The 22,271-nt window shown below is 25.3% G+C and carries 21 protein-coding genes and 2 pseudogenes; 3 read left to right on the top strand and 20 right to left on the bottom strand.

Going from position 1 to position 22,271, the window contains the following annotated elements; all coding sequences use genetic code 4:
* Positions 1 to 13: 13 nt before the first annotated feature.
* From ACE38S_RS04140 to ACE38S_RS04075, 14 genes and pseudogenes are all read right to left on the bottom strand, one after another.
* Entirely contained in the window at positions 14 to 622 is a 609-nt protein-coding gene (locus ACE38S_RS04140) for a thiamine diphosphokinase (RefSeq protein WP_374697135.1), read from the bottom strand.
* The gene (gene rpe / locus ACE38S_RS04135) at positions 609 to 1,292 is read right to left on the bottom strand and encodes a ribulose-phosphate 3-epimerase (protein ID WP_374696518.1); all 684 of its coding nucleotides are present in this window, start codon (positions 1,290 to 1,292) and stop codon (positions 609 to 611) included. Before rpe ends, ACE38S_RS04140 begins: the two co-directional genes overlap by 14 nt.
* Positions 1,293 to 1,304: 12 nt before the next feature.
* On the bottom strand, positions 1,305 to 2,159 hold the full coding sequence (gene rsgA, locus ACE38S_RS04130) for a ribosome small subunit-dependent GTPase A (protein ID WP_374696517.1): 855 nt from the start codon (positions 2,157 to 2,159) through the stop codon (positions 1,305 to 1,307).
* A gap of 21 nt (positions 2,160 to 2,180) precedes the next feature.
* A complete protein-coding gene (locus tag ACE38S_RS04125; RefSeq protein WP_374696516.1) occupies positions 2,181 to 3,194 on the bottom strand; it encodes a protein kinase domain-containing protein in 1,014 nt (337 codons plus the stop codon).
* 375 nt (positions 3,195 to 3,569) lie between these two features.
* Positions 3,570 to 3,653, bottom strand: a complete 84-nt coding sequence (locus ACE38S_RS04120; RefSeq protein ID WP_374697134.1) for a ribbon-helix-helix domain-containing protein — start codon at positions 3,651 to 3,653, stop codon at positions 3,570 to 3,572.
* Positions 3,632 to 4,054: pseudogene (locus ACE38S_RS04115) on the bottom strand (PP2C family serine/threonine-protein phosphatase); the annotation flags it as partial. The gene ACE38S_RS04120 and the pseudogene ACE38S_RS04115, both read right to left, overlap by 22 nt.
* 2 nt (positions 4,055 to 4,056) lie before the next feature.
* Positions 4,057 to 5,103, bottom strand: a complete 1,047-nt coding sequence (rlmN, locus tag ACE38S_RS04110) for a 23S rRNA (adenine(2503)-C(2))-methyltransferase RlmN (RefSeq protein ID WP_374697133.1) — start codon at positions 5,101 to 5,103, stop codon at positions 4,057 to 4,059.
* Between the two features lie 185 nt (positions 5,104 to 5,288).
* Positions 5,289 to 5,588: a PTS transporter subunit EIIB gene (locus tag ACE38S_RS04105; protein ID WP_374696515.1), complete on the bottom strand. Its 300-nt coding sequence runs from the start codon at positions 5,586 to 5,588 to the stop codon at positions 5,289 to 5,291.
* A gap of 1,995 nt (positions 5,589 to 7,583) precedes the next feature.
* Entirely contained in the window at positions 7,584 to 7,799 is a 216-nt protein-coding gene (locus ACE38S_RS04100) for a hypothetical protein (RefSeq protein WP_374696514.1), read from the bottom strand.
* A gap of 297 nt (positions 7,800 to 8,096) precedes the next feature.
* Positions 8,097 to 10,070, bottom strand: a complete 1,974-nt coding sequence (gene tkt, locus ACE38S_RS04095; RefSeq protein ID WP_374697132.1) for a transketolase — start codon at positions 10,068 to 10,070, stop codon at positions 8,097 to 8,099.
* A 1,299-nt stretch (positions 10,071 to 11,369) separates the two neighbouring features.
* On the bottom strand, positions 11,370 to 11,567 hold the full coding sequence (locus ACE38S_RS04090) for a hypothetical protein (RefSeq protein ID WP_374696513.1): 198 nt from the start codon (positions 11,565 to 11,567) through the stop codon (positions 11,370 to 11,372).
* Between the two features lie 514 nt (positions 11,568 to 12,081).
* Positions 12,082 to 12,279: a hypothetical protein gene (locus ACE38S_RS04085; protein WP_374696512.1), complete on the bottom strand. Its 198-nt coding sequence runs from the start codon at positions 12,277 to 12,279 to the stop codon at positions 12,082 to 12,084.
* 1,219 nt (positions 12,280 to 13,498) lie between these two features.
* Complete coding sequence (locus tag ACE38S_RS04080; RefSeq protein ID WP_374696511.1) at positions 13,499 to 13,672, bottom strand: hypothetical protein; 174 nt, start codon at positions 13,670 to 13,672, stop codon at positions 13,499 to 13,501.
* A 20-nt stretch (positions 13,673 to 13,692) separates the two neighbouring features.
* Positions 13,693 to 14,790 carry a nicotinate-nucleotide adenylyltransferase gene (locus ACE38S_RS04075; protein ID WP_374696510.1) on the bottom strand — a complete coding sequence of 366 codons (1,098 nt, stop codon included), beginning with the start codon at positions 14,788 to 14,790 and terminating at the stop codon, positions 13,693 to 13,695.
* A 544-nt stretch (positions 14,791 to 15,334) separates the two neighbouring features.
* Here ACE38S_RS04075 and ACE38S_RS04070 point away from each other — a divergent pair.
* From ACE38S_RS04070 to ACE38S_RS04060, 3 genes are all read left to right on the top strand, one after another.
* On the top strand, positions 15,335 to 15,484 hold the full coding sequence (locus ACE38S_RS04070) for a hypothetical protein (protein WP_374696509.1): 150 nt from the start codon (positions 15,335 to 15,337) through the stop codon (positions 15,482 to 15,484).
* Between the two features lie 627 nt (positions 15,485 to 16,111).
* A complete protein-coding gene (locus tag ACE38S_RS04065; protein WP_374696508.1) occupies positions 16,112 to 16,276 on the top strand; it encodes a hypothetical protein in 165 nt (54 codons plus the stop codon).
* Positions 16,277 to 16,491: 215 nt separating this feature from the next.
* Positions 16,492 to 16,740, top strand: coding sequence for a hypothetical protein (locus ACE38S_RS04060; RefSeq protein WP_374696507.1), 249 nt, complete (start codon positions 16,492 to 16,494; stop codon positions 16,738 to 16,740).
* A gap of 707 nt (positions 16,741 to 17,447) precedes the next feature.
* On the opposite strand, the pseudogene ACE38S_RS04055 reads toward ACE38S_RS04060, so the two are convergent.
* The 6 genes and pseudogenes from ACE38S_RS04055 to ACE38S_RS04030 all read right to left on the bottom strand — a co-directional run.
* A pseudogene (locus ACE38S_RS04055) lies at positions 17,448 to 17,902 on the bottom strand (transposase); the annotation flags it as partial.
* Between the two features lie 1,022 nt (positions 17,903 to 18,924).
* The gene (locus tag ACE38S_RS04050; protein ID WP_374696506.1) at positions 18,925 to 19,176 is read right to left on the bottom strand and encodes a hypothetical protein; all 252 of its coding nucleotides are present in this window, start codon (positions 19,174 to 19,176) and stop codon (positions 18,925 to 18,927) included.
* 186 nt (positions 19,177 to 19,362) lie between these two features.
* On the bottom strand, positions 19,363 to 20,145 hold the full coding sequence (locus ACE38S_RS04045; RefSeq protein ID WP_374696505.1) for a TrmH family RNA methyltransferase: 783 nt from the start codon (positions 20,143 to 20,145) through the stop codon (positions 19,363 to 19,365).
* Positions 20,146 to 20,165: 20 nt separating this feature from the next.
* Positions 20,166 to 20,300, bottom strand: a complete 135-nt coding sequence (locus ACE38S_RS04040; RefSeq protein ID WP_374696504.1) for a hypothetical protein — start codon at positions 20,298 to 20,300, stop codon at positions 20,166 to 20,168.
* A 322-nt stretch (positions 20,301 to 20,622) separates the two neighbouring features.
* Positions 20,623 to 20,904: a hypothetical protein gene (locus ACE38S_RS04035; RefSeq protein ID WP_374696503.1), complete on the bottom strand. Its 282-nt coding sequence runs from the start codon at positions 20,902 to 20,904 to the stop codon at positions 20,623 to 20,625.
* 238 nt (positions 20,905 to 21,142) lie between these two features.
* A complete protein-coding gene (locus tag ACE38S_RS04030) occupies positions 21,143 to 21,265 on the bottom strand; it encodes a hypothetical protein (protein WP_374696502.1) in 123 nt (40 codons plus the stop codon).
* Positions 21,266 to 22,271 lie beyond the last annotated feature (1,006 nt).

Genomic DNA, 22,271 nt, shown 5'->3' with positions numbered 1-22,271 from the left:
AAACAACCGATTTTTATTTACTATAAATAGCTACAACCTGCCCCGATAAAACTTCAATATTACCCGTTGACCCAATAAATTCATTACTAACAGTATTTGGCGATAACTCTGCTAACCGAAATTGCTTAACATTATATTTTAAATTAGTAATTGTTATAGTTGATGATTGTAAACTAAATAAGGAAAAATAACGATATGCCGGTTTAGAAAGCACTTCATTCGTTCCTGATTTTAATAAATAAGCATAATTGTGATCATTGATAAAAATAATATTGTAATGATAAATAAAGTAAAAACAACTCAATTGCATATCGAACCGTTCACCTTGTGCAATAAAAACAATTTCTTGTGGTTCTAATTTAAGAGCTTCCTGAAGGGCTAATTCTCCATCAATATAATCTTTCATTTTCGGAACTAATAAAATTTCTTTTGCTTTACTAGTAATTAACTTTGTTTCCAATTCTGTTAAACTATCTTGATCACAACAAAAAAAATTAAAAGTATCAAAAGTTTTAATTAAATCTAACGCTCCCCGTTCAACCCCAATTTTATAATAATCTTGATAATGCTGTAAATCGAGGTTTGTTTCAGAGCAAACAATTACCACCTTATTTGCTTTCATCACTAATCATTAATTCCCTTACACGAGTCTTTAAATCAGTGTGGCCAAATAAATAACTTCCGGCAACTAAAACATCAACCCCGTATTGTTTACAAGTCTTAGCCGTCTCAGCATTAATTCCACCATCAACTTCAATTAAAGTCTGCATCTTATTTTGGTCAAGATAATTTCGTAATGTTTTAATCTTGCTTGCGGCGGTAGCTATAAAAGCTTGCCCCCCAAAACCAGGTTCAACAGTCATTATTAATACTAAATCAAGACTATTTAAATACGGAATAAGCACATCAACCTGGGTCGATGGTTTAACGGCTAACCCAATTTTTAACTTTAATTTTACACGTAAAGTTAAAAATTCTGTTAATTGAGATGGGGTTAATGCCTCATAATGAAATGTTACGGATGAAGCTCCCGCTTTAATAAATGGAGTTAAATAATTTTCAACACTATCATTTTTAATTTTAACCATTAAATGACAATCAAGAAATAAATCACTATAATTAGTAATATCAGTTAAAATTTTTGGACCAAAAGTTAAATTTGGTACAAAGTCACCATTCATTACATCAAAGTGAATTCACTGCGCCCCGGATGCTTTAATAGCTGTTAATTCTTCTTTTAATATTAAATAATTTGCACTTAAAACACTCGGTGCAACAATATATTTTTTCATCATTACCTCTTTCTATTTTTCTTGCATAATTCGCATATAATCATTATAAAAAAAATGCGGAATAATATTTTCTTGCACTAAGGCTTTTATTTTACAACGGGGTTCATGTAAGTGTAAACAAGTTCGAAACTTACATTCACCAGCATACTGATTAAAAAAATGATACGCGCGGGCTAAACCACTTTTTTTATAATCTCTTAAATTAAAAGTTGAAAAACCTGGTGTATCTGCAATCATCCCGTGTAATAACCCATATAAGGCACTTGTTGTTGTTGTATGTTTTCCCTGCCCTAAGGCTTTTGAAATTTCTTGGGTTTTAATTATTTCCGCTTGTAATAAGGTATTTAATGTTGACGACTTTCCACTCCCTGTTTGACCAGTAAAAACTGAAATTTTATTTTGAAAAAGTTGTTTAAATTGTTGTCATGTTTTTTTGTCATCCTTTTTATTACTAATAAAATAAACCTCATACCCTAAGGATGAATATCAATTAAAATATTTTTGATAAAGGTCCTTTGTTTTTACTAAGTCTTTCTTGGTAAAAACAATCACTGGTTTTAAACTTTTATATTCAATAAATGCTAAATATTTATTAAATAAATATGAATTAAAAGTTGGCTCGACCATTGCTGTAATAATAATAACTTGATCAACATTGGCAATTCTGGGGCGATATAATTCATTTTTTCGTGGTTTAATTTGATAAATAATTCCTTGCTTGTCATTTTGGATTTCAAACTGAACATAATCCCCAACAACTGATTTAATCTCTTGATGACGAAATAACCCCTTTGTTTTACATGCATAAACTTGTTGGTCAGTATCATTTTTCACATAACAAAACTCGCTAACAATGCGAATAATCATCCCTGTTTGATGCATATTACTTTATATTGGTAAAAACAATCAAAAGCAAACCATCGCAATAATAAAACCAACAAACAATAAACTAAACCATCAAGCAACTTTAATTCTTAAAAACCAAGGGTAAGAATAATATCGATCATACAGTTTGTGTGACTTACCCTTTACATCAATTAAATTAGATAATTTTAATGGTTTATCATTTTGATGTTCAATTGCTTCAACTGCTTGTAAACTAGTATTAAACTCCGTAACAGTTTGAAAACGTTCACTGGGATTTTTAGCAATTGCTTTTAAAATAACATTTTCCAAACTTTGTGGTAACATTGGATTCACTAAGCGCGGACGTAATGGTAATTCTTTAACATGTTTCACCGCAACAAATGTTGGATTTTTTCCAACAAAAGGCGCTGTTCCAATCGCTAACTCATATAACATAATTCCTAATGCATAAATATCACTGCGTTTAGTGGCTGGTTTTGACCGAACAATTTCGGGAGCCATATATTTTGATGTTCCAATAATATTGCCACTTTCTAAATCATCGCCATTTTCTAAAATTGCGACACCAAAATCAGCAACTTTGATTTTCCCATCATATGAAATTAAAATATTTTCTGGTTTAATATCACGGTGAATAATATCATTTTGGTGTGCTTGTGTAATTGCTAAATTAATTTCATCAAAAAAATATAACAATTCTTTAACAGTACACGGTCCTAATGTTAATAAACGGTCTTTTAAAGTATAACCTTTCACTAATTCTAAAACTAAACAATGACGGTCATATGCTTCAAATGAACCATAAACCTTAACAACATTATTATGGGAAAATTGTGCAATTGAATTGTATTCTTTATTAAAACGCTCCATTGCTTCTTTATTTTTTGATAAAGTTAACGTCATAATTTTAATTGCAACATGGCGTTTTAATAACATATCGTAACCTTCAAAAACTTCAGCCATTCCACCATCAGAAATTTTAGCTAAAATTTGATACCGACTATGTAAAATCGTTCCAATTGTGATTTGTGCCATTTTATCCACCCTTTCCTTTTGCTTTATTATTTCAACTCGTAAACATCATAACACAAAAAAAACATGAAGAAAAAACAACAATAAAAAATAACAGATTTTTAATCTGTTATTTCAAAAACAACGCCCGTTAAATTATCGGTTGATAAGTTTTCTAATGCCCGATCAATTAAAATTTTAACTTTATCATTTAATTTATTTGCTGATTTTAAGATTTCAATCAAATCAATTTCATCAACATAATCATGAATACCATCTGTTGTTAATAAATATTGACCTTTAATATCTTCAATTACATAAGTATCAATTTTTAAATTCTTAGTTGGTCCTAAGGCACTTGTTAATACTTTTCAAAAAGTATGCATATTATATTGTTTTTTATACTGACCTTGAAATTCTAATTCTTGTTTTTCTCGATAATCTATTGAATTTTTCATATTTTGATCGGTTGTAATTTGATAAATTTTATCATGATGTAATTTATATAACCGTGAATCACCAACATTAATTACATATACTTTTCCATTTGCAATTAATGCTGCTACAACAGTTGTTCCCATATCACTCGTATCAGGATAAACTTGTGCATAATTAACCATTTCTTCTTGAATTGCTAAAATTGTTTGTTTAAATCATTTGTTAATTTCTTCATCCGATAAATGATTAAAATTTGTTCGTTTAAAATGTTCGACTAAACTATCAACAGCAACTTTACTAGCAACTTCCCCATACTGATGGCCACCCATTCCGTCACAAACAATCGAAATATAATTATTAAAACTATTGTTAGCAAAATCAAAGTAATCTTGATTACCATTACGATAAGCACCAATATCAGTTCTATATCCAAACCGTATTTGCATAATTATTTTATAATAATTTCTTCATTTTTAGCGCGCAATTGTCAACAAGAAACATCAATATCATAGCCAAATTCACGTCGTATAATACAATTAATTTTTTGTTGTTGTAAAGTTTCAAAAAATTGATTAATTTTAGTACTATGTTTATAACCATTTTCTATGGCTGTATTATTATAAGGGATTAAATTAACATAAGAATTTAATCCCTTAATTAATTTTGCTAATTCTAACGCCGTTTCACGACTATCATTAATATCCTCAATTAAAATATATTCAAAAGTAACCCGACGATTAGTTAATTCAATATAATAACGCACAGCATCCATTAATTTTTCCACTGGGTAGACTTTATTAATTGGCATTAATTGATTACGAATCGTATTGTTTGGTGCATGCAACGAAATAGATAAATTAATTTGCGTTTTTAACTCCGCAAATTTTTTAATTTTGGGAATAAAACCACAAGTTGAAATTGTAATATGACGAGCACCAATTTGATAACCTTTTGCATCATTAATAATGTTAACAAATTTAAGTGTATTATCAAAATTATCAAACGGTTCCCAGATTCCCGTTACAATAACGTGACTAACACGATCTTGCTTTGCTGCTAAGTAACGGTTAACCATAACAACTTGTTGGACAATTTCAACAGTTGATAAATTCCGCAGATTCTTTAATAGCCTTGATACACAAAAAGTGCAAGTCATATTACATCTACATTCAGTTTGTGTTGTTACACAAACTGAATTACCATAACTTTTCGGTATTAAAAATGTTTCAATTTTATAGTCGTCTTCTAATTGAAATAAAAATTTTACTGTTCCATTTTTTGATTGTTGTTGTGCAACAACTTTTAATGGTTCAATTGTATAATATTTTTGTAATTTAATTCGATCAGTTTTTGAAATATTTGTCATTTCATCAAAAGAATATATATTTTTGATATATATTCAATCAAAAATTTGTTCTGCCAAATATTTTTTAAAACCATGCGCAATTAAATATAATTGTAATTTATCTTTCGGGTATTCAAAAATTGATTTCATCATTTTCCACTCTATTTTTATATATTGTAATTTTATCACAAAATAACATTTGTTAAAATAAACAAAATAACATTAATTTTTAAATTAATGTTATTTTGTTTTTTATTTAATTTTTTAATTTAATTCAGTTGTTTTTTATCATTACACATTTCTGATAATAGTTCACGAATATATGTCTTAATAACTTATTGCTCGCAACCATAAATAATTTGTATTGATTGGCCAGGGATAAATATCCCGGTACTGCCACCTAAAGCTTTAATTTCATATTTATTAACAAGACTACTATTAACAAATGTTACACGTAAACGTAAAGCACATGAGTCAACTGTCGCAATGTTATCTGTACCGCTTAAAAATTCAATAATTTTTCGTGCTTTTTCACGTTTTACAGTGTCCGCCTTTTGTAGCAAATCATACTGCTGATTCGCTTCCGCTTTGTTTTGTTTTAAAATCGGTTTTGGTATATAGTTTCGTAATACCATCACGCCCTGGAATTTGAACTTTACCATATTTAATTGCAAAGTATAAACCAACAAAGTAAACGGCAATGTATGGGATTCCAAAGTCAAAAATTCAATAAAAGTTTGTCTCTTTTCCTCTAACAAACGGAATAATTCCAAAAAAAATAAAGTCAATAAATATACCTGATACTGTCATTGAATTATGCACATGCAAATAGTTCCATCAACATAAATGGAATGTCACATAACGGCATATTAACCCCATAAAATAATCACGGTGTTACAAATAAGAAGGAGTAAATTCAATTTACTATGTAATTCCCATTAAGAAACACGTAAATGTTGTTGAAGAGTAAATCCCTATTATTTGTTTTCGATTTTTTTGGAACACTAAAGTACGTGGCTGCTGATACTGCTGGTAATACAAAAATCATGAATAGAAATTTCCCCCTTGGAAATGGCCTAAATTTAACCTCATATGTTGCATCGTTGTAAAGATAATTTTTGGATCAGCAATAATTTTATACATAATAGTTTAGTCCCCAACAGTGGCAATTGTAGACACATTTAAGTTTGATATTCAACTATTAATAGCACAAGGTTACATTATTAAAACTTCAATTCCGCTTAAATCAATACTAACCTGAATATAATTGGCTTCTTGTAAATATTTTAGGAAAGTCAGATCCTTAAAAGGATCTTTTTAAAGATTAGCAATTAAGTTTGTTGCGCTTCTTCCCTCTTGAGTTCATCAAAGTGGTGAATAAAGCACATTGTATAATCAGAATGGGACTAATGATTTTTAAAAAATTTCAAAAATAAAATAATCTAACCAAACTGATAATTTCCTTGATTTATTTTAAAATCACGCTAACTCATCACCAATTAATAGTCAAACAATCATAAAAATAAAAGTCAAAGGAATTAAACACCATAAAAATAATAATTGGCACTAATTTTGTTCCACTAAAGAAACTTAATGCCGGGGTAATTGTGTTTTATGAAAACGATTGTGAGCAAATCCTGCAATTGCTCCAACAAAAATTCCACCAAAAACCCAATATTTAATGAATTAATTTCTAAATTAGAAGTTAATAATTTATTTTGTACTGCTCTCATGTTTGACTAGTATAGAATAATAAGTTAAATTAGGGGTCGTTACACGCGTTGAACTAACAATTGTAACTTTAACAGCTGATCCAGTAACTAATTATTTATAAATATCACTTGTTTGCATTAATTTTAATAATTATTCACCGGTTAGTAAATTTAGATTAACTGAGGTCACTCCCCCAATCACCAATCCATTAATTGTTATTTTACTTGCCTCTTCAATATTAACAATATATCGAATGTGAACATGTGCTTAATTTAGTAATGACAATTTAATAGCATTAAAAACTAAAAATACAAGCCACCGAGGTTAATGCTGCAACCCCCATATTTTTGGTATATTCCATTGCAATCGAAATAAAAAATAAGACTGGTAAATTATCAAAGGCAATATTATTCATTTTATTTAAATTGGTTGTATGTATTAATTTAAGACCCCAAAATAATTTATACGACATTTTGTTCTTTGAAATATAAACAATGCAATGAAATTAAATAGGATTATTTTAACAAAGTATCTAAATCAGTATATGTTAAAACTGTACGAATAGCATAATTTTGATAAATATCGTATTATAATACTTTTGCTCTCATTCTGTGTCGTGCCTTTGCCTCTTCAAAACCAATTCGCCCAGTTCCAATAATTCCAATTGTTGAATTACTAATCTCTTTTGCAAATTAATAAGGATATTCTGATAGTTGCTTTTTAATATTGTTTATGGTGTTTAAATTATTACTAATAACTATTAAATCAGTAATATGATCACGGTTTTGTAATTGTTTAAATTTAACTTCATAATTAATATTAATATCTAGCGTAAATACTTTTACCTCTTGGGATGTCTTTTCTATTAACTTTTCTGTGGTTTTCTGTTTTATTATGTGGTTTATTTTTACCTTTTCTTAATAAATTTTTTTATTAAAATTATAACGAGAAAAGTTAAACATAAATAAAGTTTTTGAACAGATAAAATTTTTGTCAATATTTCTTATTATATTTGTAATAATATCTGGTGAATAGTGTTCATAATTAACTAAATAATTAATAATTTCATAGTAAATTTTATTTAATGTTTTTTGTTTGCAACCAGCTTTTTTTGTCTTTATTACTATTTTCATAAATTTCAATTGGGTTTCAAACAACATCAACATTTTATAAATTCTATGGACAGTTTTTTTACTTTGATTTATTTTATAAGCTGTTTTTCTAATTTAATAATTAAAATTTTGATATTATTGAATTGAAATTAATTTTTTTATTGTGATTTTTTGATACATTGTGTTATTTATCTTTTTTTAAATTTGGATTTTAACACAATATTTTTATTTGTTTAACTATTCCATTTAATTTTACAATTTAGGTATTATTTAATGTTATTTATAAGTAATTTTATGTTAAAAACAATTTAAAAACAATTATCATTGTTGCGATAATTGCATTTTTTTATTAATAGCATTAACAATATTTTCAACATTAAAACCAAAATATTCTAAAACATCTTTGAATGGGCCTGATTGGCCAAATGTATTAATTCCAAAATTTAACCCTTTATTTGAAGTATAACGTTCTCAGCCAAAAGTTGTCCCTAATTCAATCGAAGCAATTAGGGCGTTTGATTCTAATAATTTTGTTTTATACTCAGCATCTTGTTGTTCTAATAATTCTCAACACGGCATTGATACGACCTTTACTTTAATTTTTTTATCATGCTCCAATTTTTGCGCCACAGCAATAGCTGTGCCTACTTCACTACCTGTTGCTAATAACACAACATCATTGTTATTATTTTCACCATATACTTGATAAGCTCCTTTTTTAACCATTTCAACATTTGAATGTTCTAATTCTGGTAAATCTTGCCGAGTAATTAAAATAACACTTGGAGTATGCTTTGTTTGCAGAGCTATATGATAAGCCCCTAATGTTTCATTAAAATCAGCAGGACGAAAAACATTTAAATTTGGTTGACTACGCAACATTGCTAATTGTTCAATTGGTTGATGAGTTGGTCCATCTTCACCAACAGCAATTGAATCATGGGATAACAAATAAATAACAGGGATTTCCATTAATGAACTTAACCGAATTGCTGGTTTCATATAATCCGCAAAAACAAAGAATCCACTTGCAAAAGGTGTTAATCCGCGATGAAGACAAATTCCATTATTAATGGCGGCCATTGCAAATTCACGGACCCCATATGCTAAATTACGACCTTTGCGATTTTCAACACTATAAACGCCATCAGCACCTTTTGCTTTAGTACTGCCACTTAAATCAGCACTACCTCCAATTAAACTTGGAATTATATTTGAAAGACGATCAAGAATTGCCCCACTACTAACCCGTGTTGCCTGGGCTTTAATTGGTTTTAAATCACACAAATCTTGCGGATTAAAATTAAAATTACCATAAATTGCATCATCAAGTTCTTTTCCTAAAGATGAGTTTTCTTTACAAAATTCCTGATACATTTTTAATCACTTACAGTGCTTATTAATTCCCCGTTGTTTAACATTAACATCAAAATCATCATATACTTCACTAGGAACTTCAAATGGTTTGTAGTTTCATTTTAACATTTTGCGAATTGTCTCAATATCAGTTCCTAATGGCGTACCGTGAACTGCCGGTGTCCCTTGTTTAGTTGAACCGCAACCAATAACAGTTTTTACTTCAATTAAAGTTGGTTTATCACTTTTTTTTGCTTTAATAATTGCTTGGTCAATTTTTTCAACATCATTACCATCTTTAACAAAAAGATAATTTCAATTAGCTGCTTTAAAACGATTTCCAATATTTTCACTTTGCGCAACATTAACCATATTATCTAATTGCACATCATTTGAATCAAATAAAACAATTAATTTATTTAATTTTCAATGTCCCGCTAAAGAAATTGCTTCTTGCGTAACACCTTCTTGTAAATCGCCATCACCACATATAACATAAGTATAATGATTATAAAGTGGATATTTTTTTGTATTGTATTTTGCTGCTAATTGAGTTTCTGCCAAGGCTGATCCTACTGCCGTTGCAATTCCTTGTCCAAGCGGACCAGTTGTAACATCAACTCCGGGAGTTAAATGTGATTCAGGATGGCCGGGAGTAATCGAGACAACTTGGCGAAAATTGCGTAAATCATCAATATTAATATCAAAACCTGATAAGTGTAATAAACTATATAATAAAGCACTACCATGCCCAGCTGCCAAAACAAATCAATCACGATTTGTTCATTTATCTACTTGTGGATTAACAACTAAATGTCTTGTAAATAAAGTATAGGCCATTGGTGCAGCTCCAAGAACAATTCCTGGATGACCTGAATTTGCTTTATTAATTGCTTCAATTCCCAACATTTTAATTGTATCAATTGATTTTTTTATTCTATTTGTCTCCTTTTTATATAGTAATGAATTAATAATAATAATATTATTTTACAACGAATTTAAAAAAATAAATTGATAATTTAAAAAATATTCTATTAATTATTACTTTTTTTGGATGAATTGGTAACCCTTTTTAGGATACTTTTATATGGACTGTTGTTTTTTAAATTCAACATGTGTTAAATAATTTAAATATCTTTAATTTGAATATTGTTATATCAATGCACAAAGTCTGTAAAGTGCACTATGAAGTGTATCGCTTTATTTAATTTCAATTTTAATTTCTCATTATAACACCAATAAAATAAATGTTAAATATAATTTATTTTTAAAAAATTTATTATTTTTGTCTTAAATTTATGAAATTTGACACACTGAAAAATAAAATGATTAAAATTTTATAAATAACTATATAAATAATTACCTGAATTGTAAATATATTTGGGATACTTTATTGAATATTTTGTATTAAATCAAATTAATTTTTATAATTTAATGATTTTATTAGCATTGAATTTATTTTCAATGTTATTTTATTTAAATAATTTTGAGAAAATATTGATAAATCTATTCATTTTGGTAAAATTCGTCTCAAAATTCCATTATTATTTTCGTTTAATTATTTTTGGATAGAACAACCAGTATCAGCAAAATAAACTTTTATTTTATAAATATTTTCAAATTTTTTCACCTAATAAATTCTTTACCACGATCAAATGTAATTGTTTTTATTGTGCCAGGTGGTTTGTTTAAAATAAATTTTATTATACTTTCTATGACATCTTTGCTTTTGCTATTATTTAGTTACTAGCTATATTGATTTTTTAGATAATATATCAGCTAAGGTTATAATTGTTGTTTTATGGTTTTCACCAACTATAGTATCTTCCTCTAGATGACCAGAGACATTTATGCTTTAATATTTGAAAATTCAATATTACATTCAATAATTGTTTGACAATTATTAACTTTTCTGTGGTTTTCTGTTTTATTATGTGGTTTATTTTTACCTTTTCTTAATAAATTTTCTTTATTAAAATTATAACGAGAAAAGTTAAAAATATATAAAGTTCTTTGAACAGCGCCCTGTGCGATTAACCAGCAAAAAACAATTATTATAAGATTATTTTTTTATTTTTATATTAAAAAACATAAATTTATTTGCATTATTGATCGGGTAGTATCTTTAAATTAAAAACTTTTATCATAAAAACAGATTTTTTACTGTTTTACCTACACAAAATAAACGATATTTTTTATAAATCCTTTTAATAAAAGGATTATTTGGTGAATAATTTAACAATATATAAATTTGCCGTTTGTATCTACACAGCGCCAACAGATAAAATTTTTGTCAATATTTCTTATTATATTTGTAATAATATCTAGTGAATAGTGTTCATAATTAACTAAATAATTAATAATTTCGAGGTAAATTTTATTTAATGTTTTTTGTTTGCTACTGACTTTTTTTGTTTTTATTACTATTTTCATAAATTTCAATTGAGTTTAAATCAGCGGCCAACATTTTATAAATTTTATGGACAGTTATTTTACTTTGATTTATTTTATAAACTGTTTTTCTAATTTAATAATTAAAATTTTGATATTGTTGGATTGAAATTAATTTTTCTATTGTTATTTTTTGATACATTGTGTTATTTATCCTTTTTTAAATTTGGATTTTAACACAATATTTTTATTTGTTTAACTGTCCCATTTAATTTTACAACTCAGGTTATTAAAAATTTTAAGTTCTTGATTTTAATTGATTTCTTATTTATCCTCAAACATTTGCTTTAATTCTGTCACACAACTAAGTAACCCTACATTACTAGTAAAACATAAAAATAAAACACTAAAAATCGTTAATAATATCCTCATTAAATCGTTACCTTTATTTTGTGAACTGGGTTTAATTATATTGAATAAATAAAAGCACTATAGTGCTTTTATCAAATTAATTTTAAAAGAAATATTATCTTGCAAATAAAACTTTATCATTACTTTATTGCGGATATTTCGCAAGTTTCAAAATAATAAAATGATACAAACTACCAAAAGCAATAATAATCCCGGAAATTAATATAATGGTAATTACAAACAAAACAATTACCGATAACCCTGCTACTTTTGGGTTTGTTATTTGTAAAAAGAAATACTGATAAGCAATGTTTGAATGCACCCCACCCCATTGTACTAACATAAAATTACTTTAATAATTCCATATATCCCATACAAAATTTTATAAAGAAAATATCATCATAATTTTTGTTGATAAAATTGTCTTATTAAAAATAATGTTTATTGTTTAGTAAAGCCAACAATATAAAAATGGTTAATAGTAGAACAACAACACGCAACATAATTTGTCCTGATCAGCGAATCGCATTTCAAGTTAAATCTTTATTTTTCAAAATTGATGGTAATAATAAGAAATTATAAATTAAACAAGTAACAGTAATGTAAACTGCAACTGATAATGAAAAATATGTTTTTAATGGTTTAATAATTCCTTAATTACGATTACCAATAATTGCAATTAAAAATCAAATTAATACTAAAAAATTTGATTGGGTTGTAAAATGTGAAATTCACGACCCATATAATATGGTATAACCAATATAATTTCAATGATCAATCACCCCTCTATTTTATCATACACAGCTCATAAATATATTGGTTTTTGATCACTTCCATTCACAATAATTTTATATAAATGCAGTAAATTTGTTTAATAATCTGTTATTAAGCCAAATAAAACAAACATTGCTACAACTATTTTAAATCAAAACCTTCAATCTCGACAATAATATTTGATAAAATTTTGCATTTAACACCTTTTTATATTTAATAAATGTTATTTAATGTTATTTAATTATAACTTAATTTTAAATTATTTATCTTCTAATTATTTAATAATTATTTACAAATTAAATCACGAATTAAAATATCATCTTGTGATAAATTTTTTGTTAAATTGACTAGTTGAACTTTTTTATCTGGTTGTAAATAATATGTAACAATTTATGTAACAATTTTAATACTAACAATTGGAATGTGGTATTTTGCAGCGACTTGGAAAAACGCATTATCTTCTATATCTACAACATCAATTTTATTTTTGAATTTATTTTTAATATGGTTAAAATATTCTAATTTATCAATAAAAATATAACTGTTTTCTAATACAACTTGTTTAATTTAGGGAACTTTTGTTGTTATTGTTATTAACAATTTTTGGTCACTATTAATTATAACTTAACGGCTTCACCAGGAAGTTTGGCCTATGTTATAACAAAATCCCTGCACATCAGCAAAAGTATAATAAGATTTTGTAATCACCAAAAATATCAATGGTTTAAAACGTTGCTTTTAATGATCCAAATGTGTTGATATTGTAAAGTGTTTTAATTGCATAATCATTAATTATTGTTGTTAAATATTGTTATTAAAGTCATTGTTTTATTTACTAACCCAATCTTACTAATTGCAAATAACCAATCACCTTTTTGATATAATTTAATATAGGAATATTTAACAATATCTGTTGGTTGTAAAGGATTAATGATTGCTAATATTTTTTTCTTTAATTGCAATAATAATTAAATTCATTTTTTTATTTATCCCCTATCCAATGACGATAAGTTAATTTAATGTTCTTTCCTAAATATTCAACACCATGTTGAGCCGCTGATCGCTCAAATTGAGCGATCAACAATTCTATAAATGTTTTTTTTAAATCTTGTTGGGATAATTTTCGATAATAATCAACCTTCGGATAATCTCGTTCACAACTAATTTTATCAGCAACAAATATTAACATTTCAAACATTGTCATCTGTGGTCAACCAACAGTATGCCACTTAACTGCTGATAAAATTTCTTCATCAGTAAATAATAAATCATATTTTAAATGACAATAACCAGTATAAGAGTGTCACGTTGGCAAGGGCTCTGATAAAAAAGATGGTAAATATTTTGTTAAATATGCTTGTTGTTTTTCTTCTGTTCATTGTTTTGTGACATCATGATAAGTCCCGGCAATTAAAGCTTTTTGCGGGTCTAAATTATAAATTAACGCCAATTCTTGTGCTTTTTGACCGACATTTAAACAATGTTGATATCTTTTCGCATCAACATTTTGTTTTAAACGTTCTGGCAAATATAATAAATTATTATTAATATAATTAGTAATCATTGGTAATTGTAAGGCGATATTTTTTTTTTCGCGTAACATTGTTGATGATAAATGTAAATTATTATGAAATGGAATTAAAATTGCTTGATATTGTTTTAAAATTGCTTTATTAATCTTTTCGTTTCGCTGAAAAATAATAAAAGTTTGCATTTTTGTTAATGCCTCAATATTATTTCATTTATCTAACGTCGTCAACTGATCAGACCCAATCATAAAATAAAATTGATGGTTAGGAAATTTGTGTTGTAATTTTAAAACAGTATCATAAGTAGTACTAGACTTTTTATTTTCTAATTCAATCGCATTAATTTTAACATATGGTAAACTACTAACTGCTAAAGTAATCATTGTAAAGCGATCGTTAACTGGTGATAGTTTCCTTGTTTTAAACGGGTTTTGATTTGTTGGAATAATTCAAATTTCATCAATATCTGTTTTTGTTTTAACAAGATTAATCATTGTTAAATGATCGGTATGAAAAGGATCAAAACTACCACCAAATAAAGCTATTTTCATCGGTTTTTCCGCTCCAATCTAAAATTAAAATAAACAAAAATAAATGGAAAATTATTAATTTTTATTTTTAATTCCCAACTAAATTTAAACATCTTCCACCGTATCACGAACAACTTGTTGAAATTGTTCAACAGATAAAGTAATGATAAAATTATCTTTTTTCTCAATATTATTTAAAGGATTATTTGTTAATTTTTGTTTTAAACTCGTAATTTCTTCTTTACCAGTAATTGTGATTTTATTTTTTCCTTGCTTTGTTAGTATTTTTTACTTATAGTGGTTCGTTGTTTTGATCTAATTCTAATTTATCATCATCACGATGAAAAACTTTAATTCTTTCCATAATATACGCCATATGATCATTAAAATTACGTTCTTTAATACTATTTAACGTTTGTTGAAATTAATTTGGTTGTACTTGGGAACTATCACGTAAATTTTTAATTGTTCTAATTGTTCTAATAAATTTTCATGTTCATTCACATTATTTTCTTCTTTGTATTTATTGATTTGGTGACGATCATTTTGTCCAATATGATGGATATTGTTAAAATATTTTGGTTTTTGTTTTAACTCTTGTTCTTCATTAACTTTTATTTTCGAATTTGGTGATTTTGTTGATGTTATTGATTTAGTTAAATCATTTGTAAATGATTCATCACTAAAACCAACCCCACTAAATACTTCAATTTAGTCATCAAAAATATTAGCTGTTGCTAAATTTACTATTATTGCTTCGGTTTTTTTAGTCTTCATCATTTAAACATATCTCTTGCCTCTAATTATATATATATATATATATATATATAATTTCTATATACATTATATAATAAATTTTATATAATAAATTATTAAAATTTCTTGCAGTTTTTTACAATAATGTTAAGATTACGTTGTAATTGCCAAATGTAAATTATGAAGAATAAGCTTGAAAAATACTCTTAGAACTAGAGATCTAGTTAAGACTAGCATGGGGAGTCCCAATTAGTTATTGATTTAATTTAATAAATTTAATTTGATCCTCACTTTCATAGAAGTTAATTACAAAATTATTTTTGTAAGGAGATTTTAATATGGATGTAACCCCAACGGTTAAATTTAATTTTAAACAACAAATAGTTATTTTATGATAAAATAACTATTTGTTGTAATTATTTTATACTTTATTTTTTTAATAACTCTTAATATTTTACCTTTATCAACTTTAAGTACATTATTGAATTTAAATAATGATGAAAATTTTAAAGAAATATGAATTTTTTGTATAACTATTTGTGCTTTTGGATTAATTTTTAGAATTTTATATGCGATAAGTGTTTTATTGGCAAGTTATGAAGAGTATATTAATTATAAATTTCAGTTTATTATTTTAAATATTATTAGTTTTAATATCCTGAATATAATTAGTAATACTATTATTTATAGTTATGAAACAAAAGTTAATGATTTTCTTTTTGCTAATGCCACTAAACGCAAACGTTTTTAATTAATTTAGGAATTTGAAAATGAAAAACATTTGATTTTGTTATTATTGTAATTTTTGTTGTTTTAACCTTGATATTAGCCTATTTAGAAACATTATTAATTAATATTTACCTTTATTTGGTGGTTGGTTTGTCGGACTAAGATATATTCCTATTGTAATTATTGCTTTTTTGCATTCAGCTTTATCCGGTTTTTGTTGGGAGTATTAGTGTTTTAATGTCCTTATTATTTATTTCCTTGCATTTTTATGTTTCAGCATGATCATATTTACTTGATTATTTTGTCCCGATGATTATTCCTATTATTGCCGGCTTTATGCATTTTAAGGTTAATAATGATAAAAAATATATTACATATGTTAATTATATTATTATTTGTTTCAGTATTATTAGTTTAATTTATTTATCACAAGTATTATCTGTAGTCCTAATTTGAACAACTTTATTTCCTGGTTCAGTTTGATAAGGTTATACAGATTGATTATATGCAATTGTTTATAATTTTATTTATATTTTTCTTTTTACCTATCCAATTCCAATTATGCAAATTGTGATCCCGTTAGCTCTGCGGGGTTTAACTCCTGTTTTCTGACAACGTTATCTAAAATATACCGATTAAAAAGTTAAATTAAAGCTTAATTTTATACAAAACATGCTTTACTAAAATATTTTTCTGCGAAACATTTGGATGATAAAATTATTTAACTTTTTCCATTCAAATTTTTTTCATTATATTTTCAGAGCATTTATTTAAAATATTTGTAAAACTATAAACAATCAGAAATATTAGTTTAGTTTTCCTATAATTTAAACAATCTTTTTGCTGCTTCTGTTGGAAATTACTTGCCCCTGTGATGTTTGTTTTAAGCGTAACCCAATTTCAACACAAGGAGTAAAATCAGCTACAAAAGTTACATTATTGAAACCACAAAAACCCAAAAATTATTGGGTCATTTTTAATTAAACAGCATATAAAAAATAACCATTTGTTATAATATCATTTTGAATTTTTTTATACAAATTATTTGTTTTTTTATTGATAAAATTTTTGGAAAATATTCCATTACAATCGGATAAATATTTATTAATTGAAATTTAGGTAAATTTGTCGATGTTAATATTCAAATTATTAATCATGATTTTTCAAATAAAAGCATTTTAATGTTTTGTTTTCTAAATATGTCACTGTGTAGATACAAACGGCAAATTTATATTTTGTAAAAACATTACCTTTGCACTTATTCAATTCAAACACGGTCGAAGTTTATCGTTTATAACATTAACTACTAAATCTATTATTTTTTGACTAACATTATTAAAATCAGTTCCCTTAGGAAGTCAATATCTAAATTCACCGTTCATATGTTCAATTAATGGTTTTTGTTGTGGTTTACCGGGGTCACAAAAATAAATTTGTGTTTCAGTAAATATTTCCATTTATCTTCATTTACTAAATTCTTTCCTTTATCTTTTATTATTCTTTTCATTTTACCTATTAAATTATTGTTTATAATAATATCTTTAAATCTTGTTACTATTTTTATAGCACTATGATTTTTTAATTTCACTGCAAAGTAATTATTATTTGACTGTTCAACCAATACCAAACAAATAGATTGATGGTTTTTTCTACAACATTGTCCATTTTAAATAAGCCAACACTAAAAAAAATTATGGTCGATTTATGGTCGTATAAATTATTTTGGGGTCTTAAATTAATACCTTAGAAATCGTGAAATAATACAATCACTTAATTAATTAGATTGTATTATTTTTAATTTTATTGTTAATATATTTTTGTATTTTTTTAAATTTTTCCACAATAAAAATATAAAATTGGTTGTAAATTATTATTTACAAAATTATTAACTGAACAATTAAATTTATTTTCTTCTAATTGTTAATTCGTATCAAGTAAATTAATTTTATTTTTTAATCCTATCATACTAGTATTTAATTTATTTCTAATAGTTTTTTCACTATAAATGGCTTTTTTGATAATAGTGCCTTTTCAATAATGTGAAAAGTGTTAAAGGTAGAGGAAGCAAAATATATAATAAAAGAACTTTTAATAATTTATTAACTGCTTAAATGATTAAAATTAATAGTGAAACTAATATGAAAAATAATAAAAAAATGAAAAATATTGTAGTTAATAAAAATAATTTAGTTGAAGTTCTTAAAGTTCAAAATTTAAGTATTTAGTTTTTAATTTATTTTTTTAAAAATATAAAATAAATAAAAGGTATTTTTTAGTGTGTAAAAATACTAAAAATGAAAAATATAAGAGATAAATATTAACAATAAAACAGTTTGATTTAAAATAAAAATGTAAATGAAACGCTTAAAGCGTTCTAATTTTTTAAATTTTATAAGTTACCTTATAATTATTTATACGACCAAAATTATTCATGTTATCCTCTCATTAATATACCTAATTATGTGTTAATTTAGCAATATTTTTAATAATTTTTCTAATCCGTTCAATTTTACATTATTCATTAAAATTTAATAATTTTACAAATAATGTTCAACATTCATCTCGAGCAATTTTATTAAGACTTGATATTTTAATAAAATAATTACCATCAGCAAAATTTAATTTCGCTTTAACAATTTTTTATTTTTTTTTAATATCATTCTTTTTACCTTATCAAGTTTTGTTCCAATTAAAACTATTAAAATATTTTAAATATTGATAAGTTTCATAATCATTTCGTGTTGGTGGATACCGCAAGTCGACTGATAGACAAACAAATTTTAAATTATTGCGTTTTGTTAAATATTCCTTCATCATTTTGACAAAAACATTCTTATGTTGATCACTCACTCTTACAAAACCATGTTCCGGAGCATCAACAATATGAAATTGATTATTATTAATTGCAAAAAAATTTAACATTCTTGTGTCTTTCTGGGCGTTTGTGAAATTTTTGCTAATTGACGGTGATTTGTTAATATATTTAAAAATTTGATTTACCAACATTACTTTTCTCTAAAAAAAAGCAATTTTCAATAAATTGTCATTAATTAAACACGCTCGTATTAACCGTTGAGGTAATATAATTTGCATTCTTAAACTTAAATATTATTTCTCCCCCATCTGGCGATTAATTTCATACATTAAAATTGTTCCTGCTTGTGCAACATTTAATGATTCAAGCTGAGGATTAATTTTAATTTGGACATTATAATCACTAATTGCTTGCAAAGTAGTTGAAAGACCACTCCCTTCATTTCCTAAGGCTAATATGTGGCGTTCATTTGTATTAAACCGACAATCTTGCAACAAAATTCTTTCTTGTTTTAACCCCGTTGTAATTATTTTATAATGTTTTAATTGTAATGTTTTAATTTCTTTTAAACCAACTTCTTTAATAGCTGTTTTAAAAATAGCGCCTTGACTAGCCCGTAATACTTTGTTATTAAAAAGGTCAACAGAATGATTATATAAAATAATATTAGTAAAACAAAAACCAAGGCCAGTTCGGATCAATGTTCCTAAATTGCCAGGATCTTGAATGTTTTCCAATAAAAGAATATTTTGACTAAAGTCAAAATTATTTTGTTGAATAAGTTTCTGTAAATCAATTACGCCAACAATATTTTGATTGTTTTTATTTTGACTTAATTTAGTTAAAATTGGCTCGGAAGATATTGTTAATAAAACATCATTAAGATTTTTTAATTTTAGGTGATTTGTTTTTGTTGTTAAAATTTCAATCAAAAGACCACATTGTAATGCTTCATTAATAATGTTTCAACCTTCAATTAATGCTAAATTAAACTCTTTCCGATATTTTTTTTCTTTTAATTTTGCTAATAATTTAATATGTTCATTTTGGGTCGAATTAATTTCGCGATAATTCATAGTATCGTGTTCTTTCTTTTTTAATTAACATACATAAAATCAACTAAATATTTTTTCGTTTTGGGATAATCCCATTTTTGTTTTGTTTCCATTGTTTCCCACATTACCACAGCTATTACCCGAGGGCGTTTTGGTGTGTCTCACATTTTACCCAACAAAACTGCTAAACTAGTTTTTTGTTACTAATTTCTTTATTGTAATCTTAATCATCCTTAAACCAAACTTGTTTCGCTATAATTTTAACATTATTTTTTCATATTATCATTGAAACTTTTGATATTTTTCAAAAGGTCATTATTTTTCTTTTCAAGTTAAAAATATTCGTTATTTTTTCATTTCAAATAAATAAATAATCGTGGAAATTGGTTTGGTCAGTTGGTCATTGTTCCATCATTTTAAAAGTTTGGTTGATTGTTGCTTATAATGTATCATAGCCATAACCAATAAAAGCATTCCTAATTTAATGATGTTTATAAATTATTTTAATGGATTAAAATGTTCAGTAAAAGCAATGGCATATGATCAATACTTATCATCTGCTTTGCTACGAAAAATTTCATAATCAAATTTTTGGTGTTTAATTACAACCGAATCTTTTTTAACTTTACAAACCAAATGCTTAAAAGCTGTTACAATAACATTAATTTCTAACTCCGTTAAGGGTTCTTTTAATCTTGGTTGCTTTAATTTTAAAATTTGCTCCGTTATAATATTACGGCATAAAACTAAATCAATTTTACAATTAATATTAATTACCATCTATAATTTTATCTCGGATAATTTAGTAATTAAAGGTATAATTAAAAAATTAATTAAGTAATAAAGAACTTATTAACCTTTAAATAACGGAAATTAGTTAGCTTTTTATTAATCATAATATTTACTTTACTTGATCATTTTAATAATCTTTTAAACATTTTAATGAACAAACATTAATATTATCAATGCGCATAATTTTTGGTTTAAGTTTATCACATTGATAATAAACAAATGCTTTTTATTCATCTAAATGACATCTACAAGATTGTGTTCCATTTTTAACTCAACATTCGGTAATTGTTTCGCATAATAATTCAAAATTATAATCATAATCATTAATAATGCGAAAAAAGTAACTCATTTTTTAACATCGTGACCACAGGTTGTTTTAATTAAAACAACTAAAATTTCATATAATGAATTAACAAAAAGCAAATTTTATGATTGATTTTCATAATTACAATTATCACAATCAATATATGAAATATTAGTTAATGTCTGAATTTTTACAACTAATTAAGTAATTTTATTTATTAACCTATTATTATCTAACATTTTTGTACTTATCACTTACCTACTTATTTAATTGTTTTATTAAAATATTTTCGCAAACACTATTTCTGAACAATAATAACTATTGTTCAGAAATAAATGTTAATCATCTTGATAAAGTAATTTTTTACAACAAAAACAAGCAACATTATTTTGTAAAAACTTTAATATATGAATTGGTAATATCATTCATTTCATTATATTCATTACATAATTCAACAATAAAATGACCAATTGTTTCCATTTTAACAATAATTTTATCAAAACTAAATTAAAAGAAAAGATCATAAATATTTAAATCATCAACATCTCCCCCTACGTGGAAATTATTGTAATAAAACATTTTTATTTTGCCAATTTTAATTATTTCTAATAAATATTTAAATAACTAATCTTTAAATTTTATTCAATAATTATAATGCTGTTTAACAAGTTTTTTATTATTTTCTTGTAAATTTTTTACGTTCATTGCTATATTATCCACAAAAATTAGTACAATAATTATATTATAAATTAAAATAAAGAAGGTTGCATAAAGAAAATTTTCATTTTAGTAAATAATATTTCAATAAACATTGTATAATTATACATTATACTTTATAATTACACATTTTATACTCTTTCTTTGAAATAAAAGGCTATGTTATGGCCAAAAGAATGCTTATTATACCCTTTGAATATGCTTTTTTGTTGATTAAATGTAATCTTATTAATTTTCAATGTTAATCTTGTTGGGACATTAATTTTTGGAACAGATTGTCCAAAAGACCGAGAAGGAAAAATTTATATATGGACTATGTTCTTTATTACAATGA

The sequence above is a fragment of the Spiroplasma endosymbiont of Polydrusus formosus genome (genome assembly GCF_964263245.1).
Lineage (GTDB): Bacteria > Bacillota_I > Bacilli_A > Mycoplasmatales > Mycoplasmataceae > Spiroplasma.
Note: the sequence above shows the minus strand (reverse complement) of the source record. Positions and strands in the feature narration are given on the sequence as shown.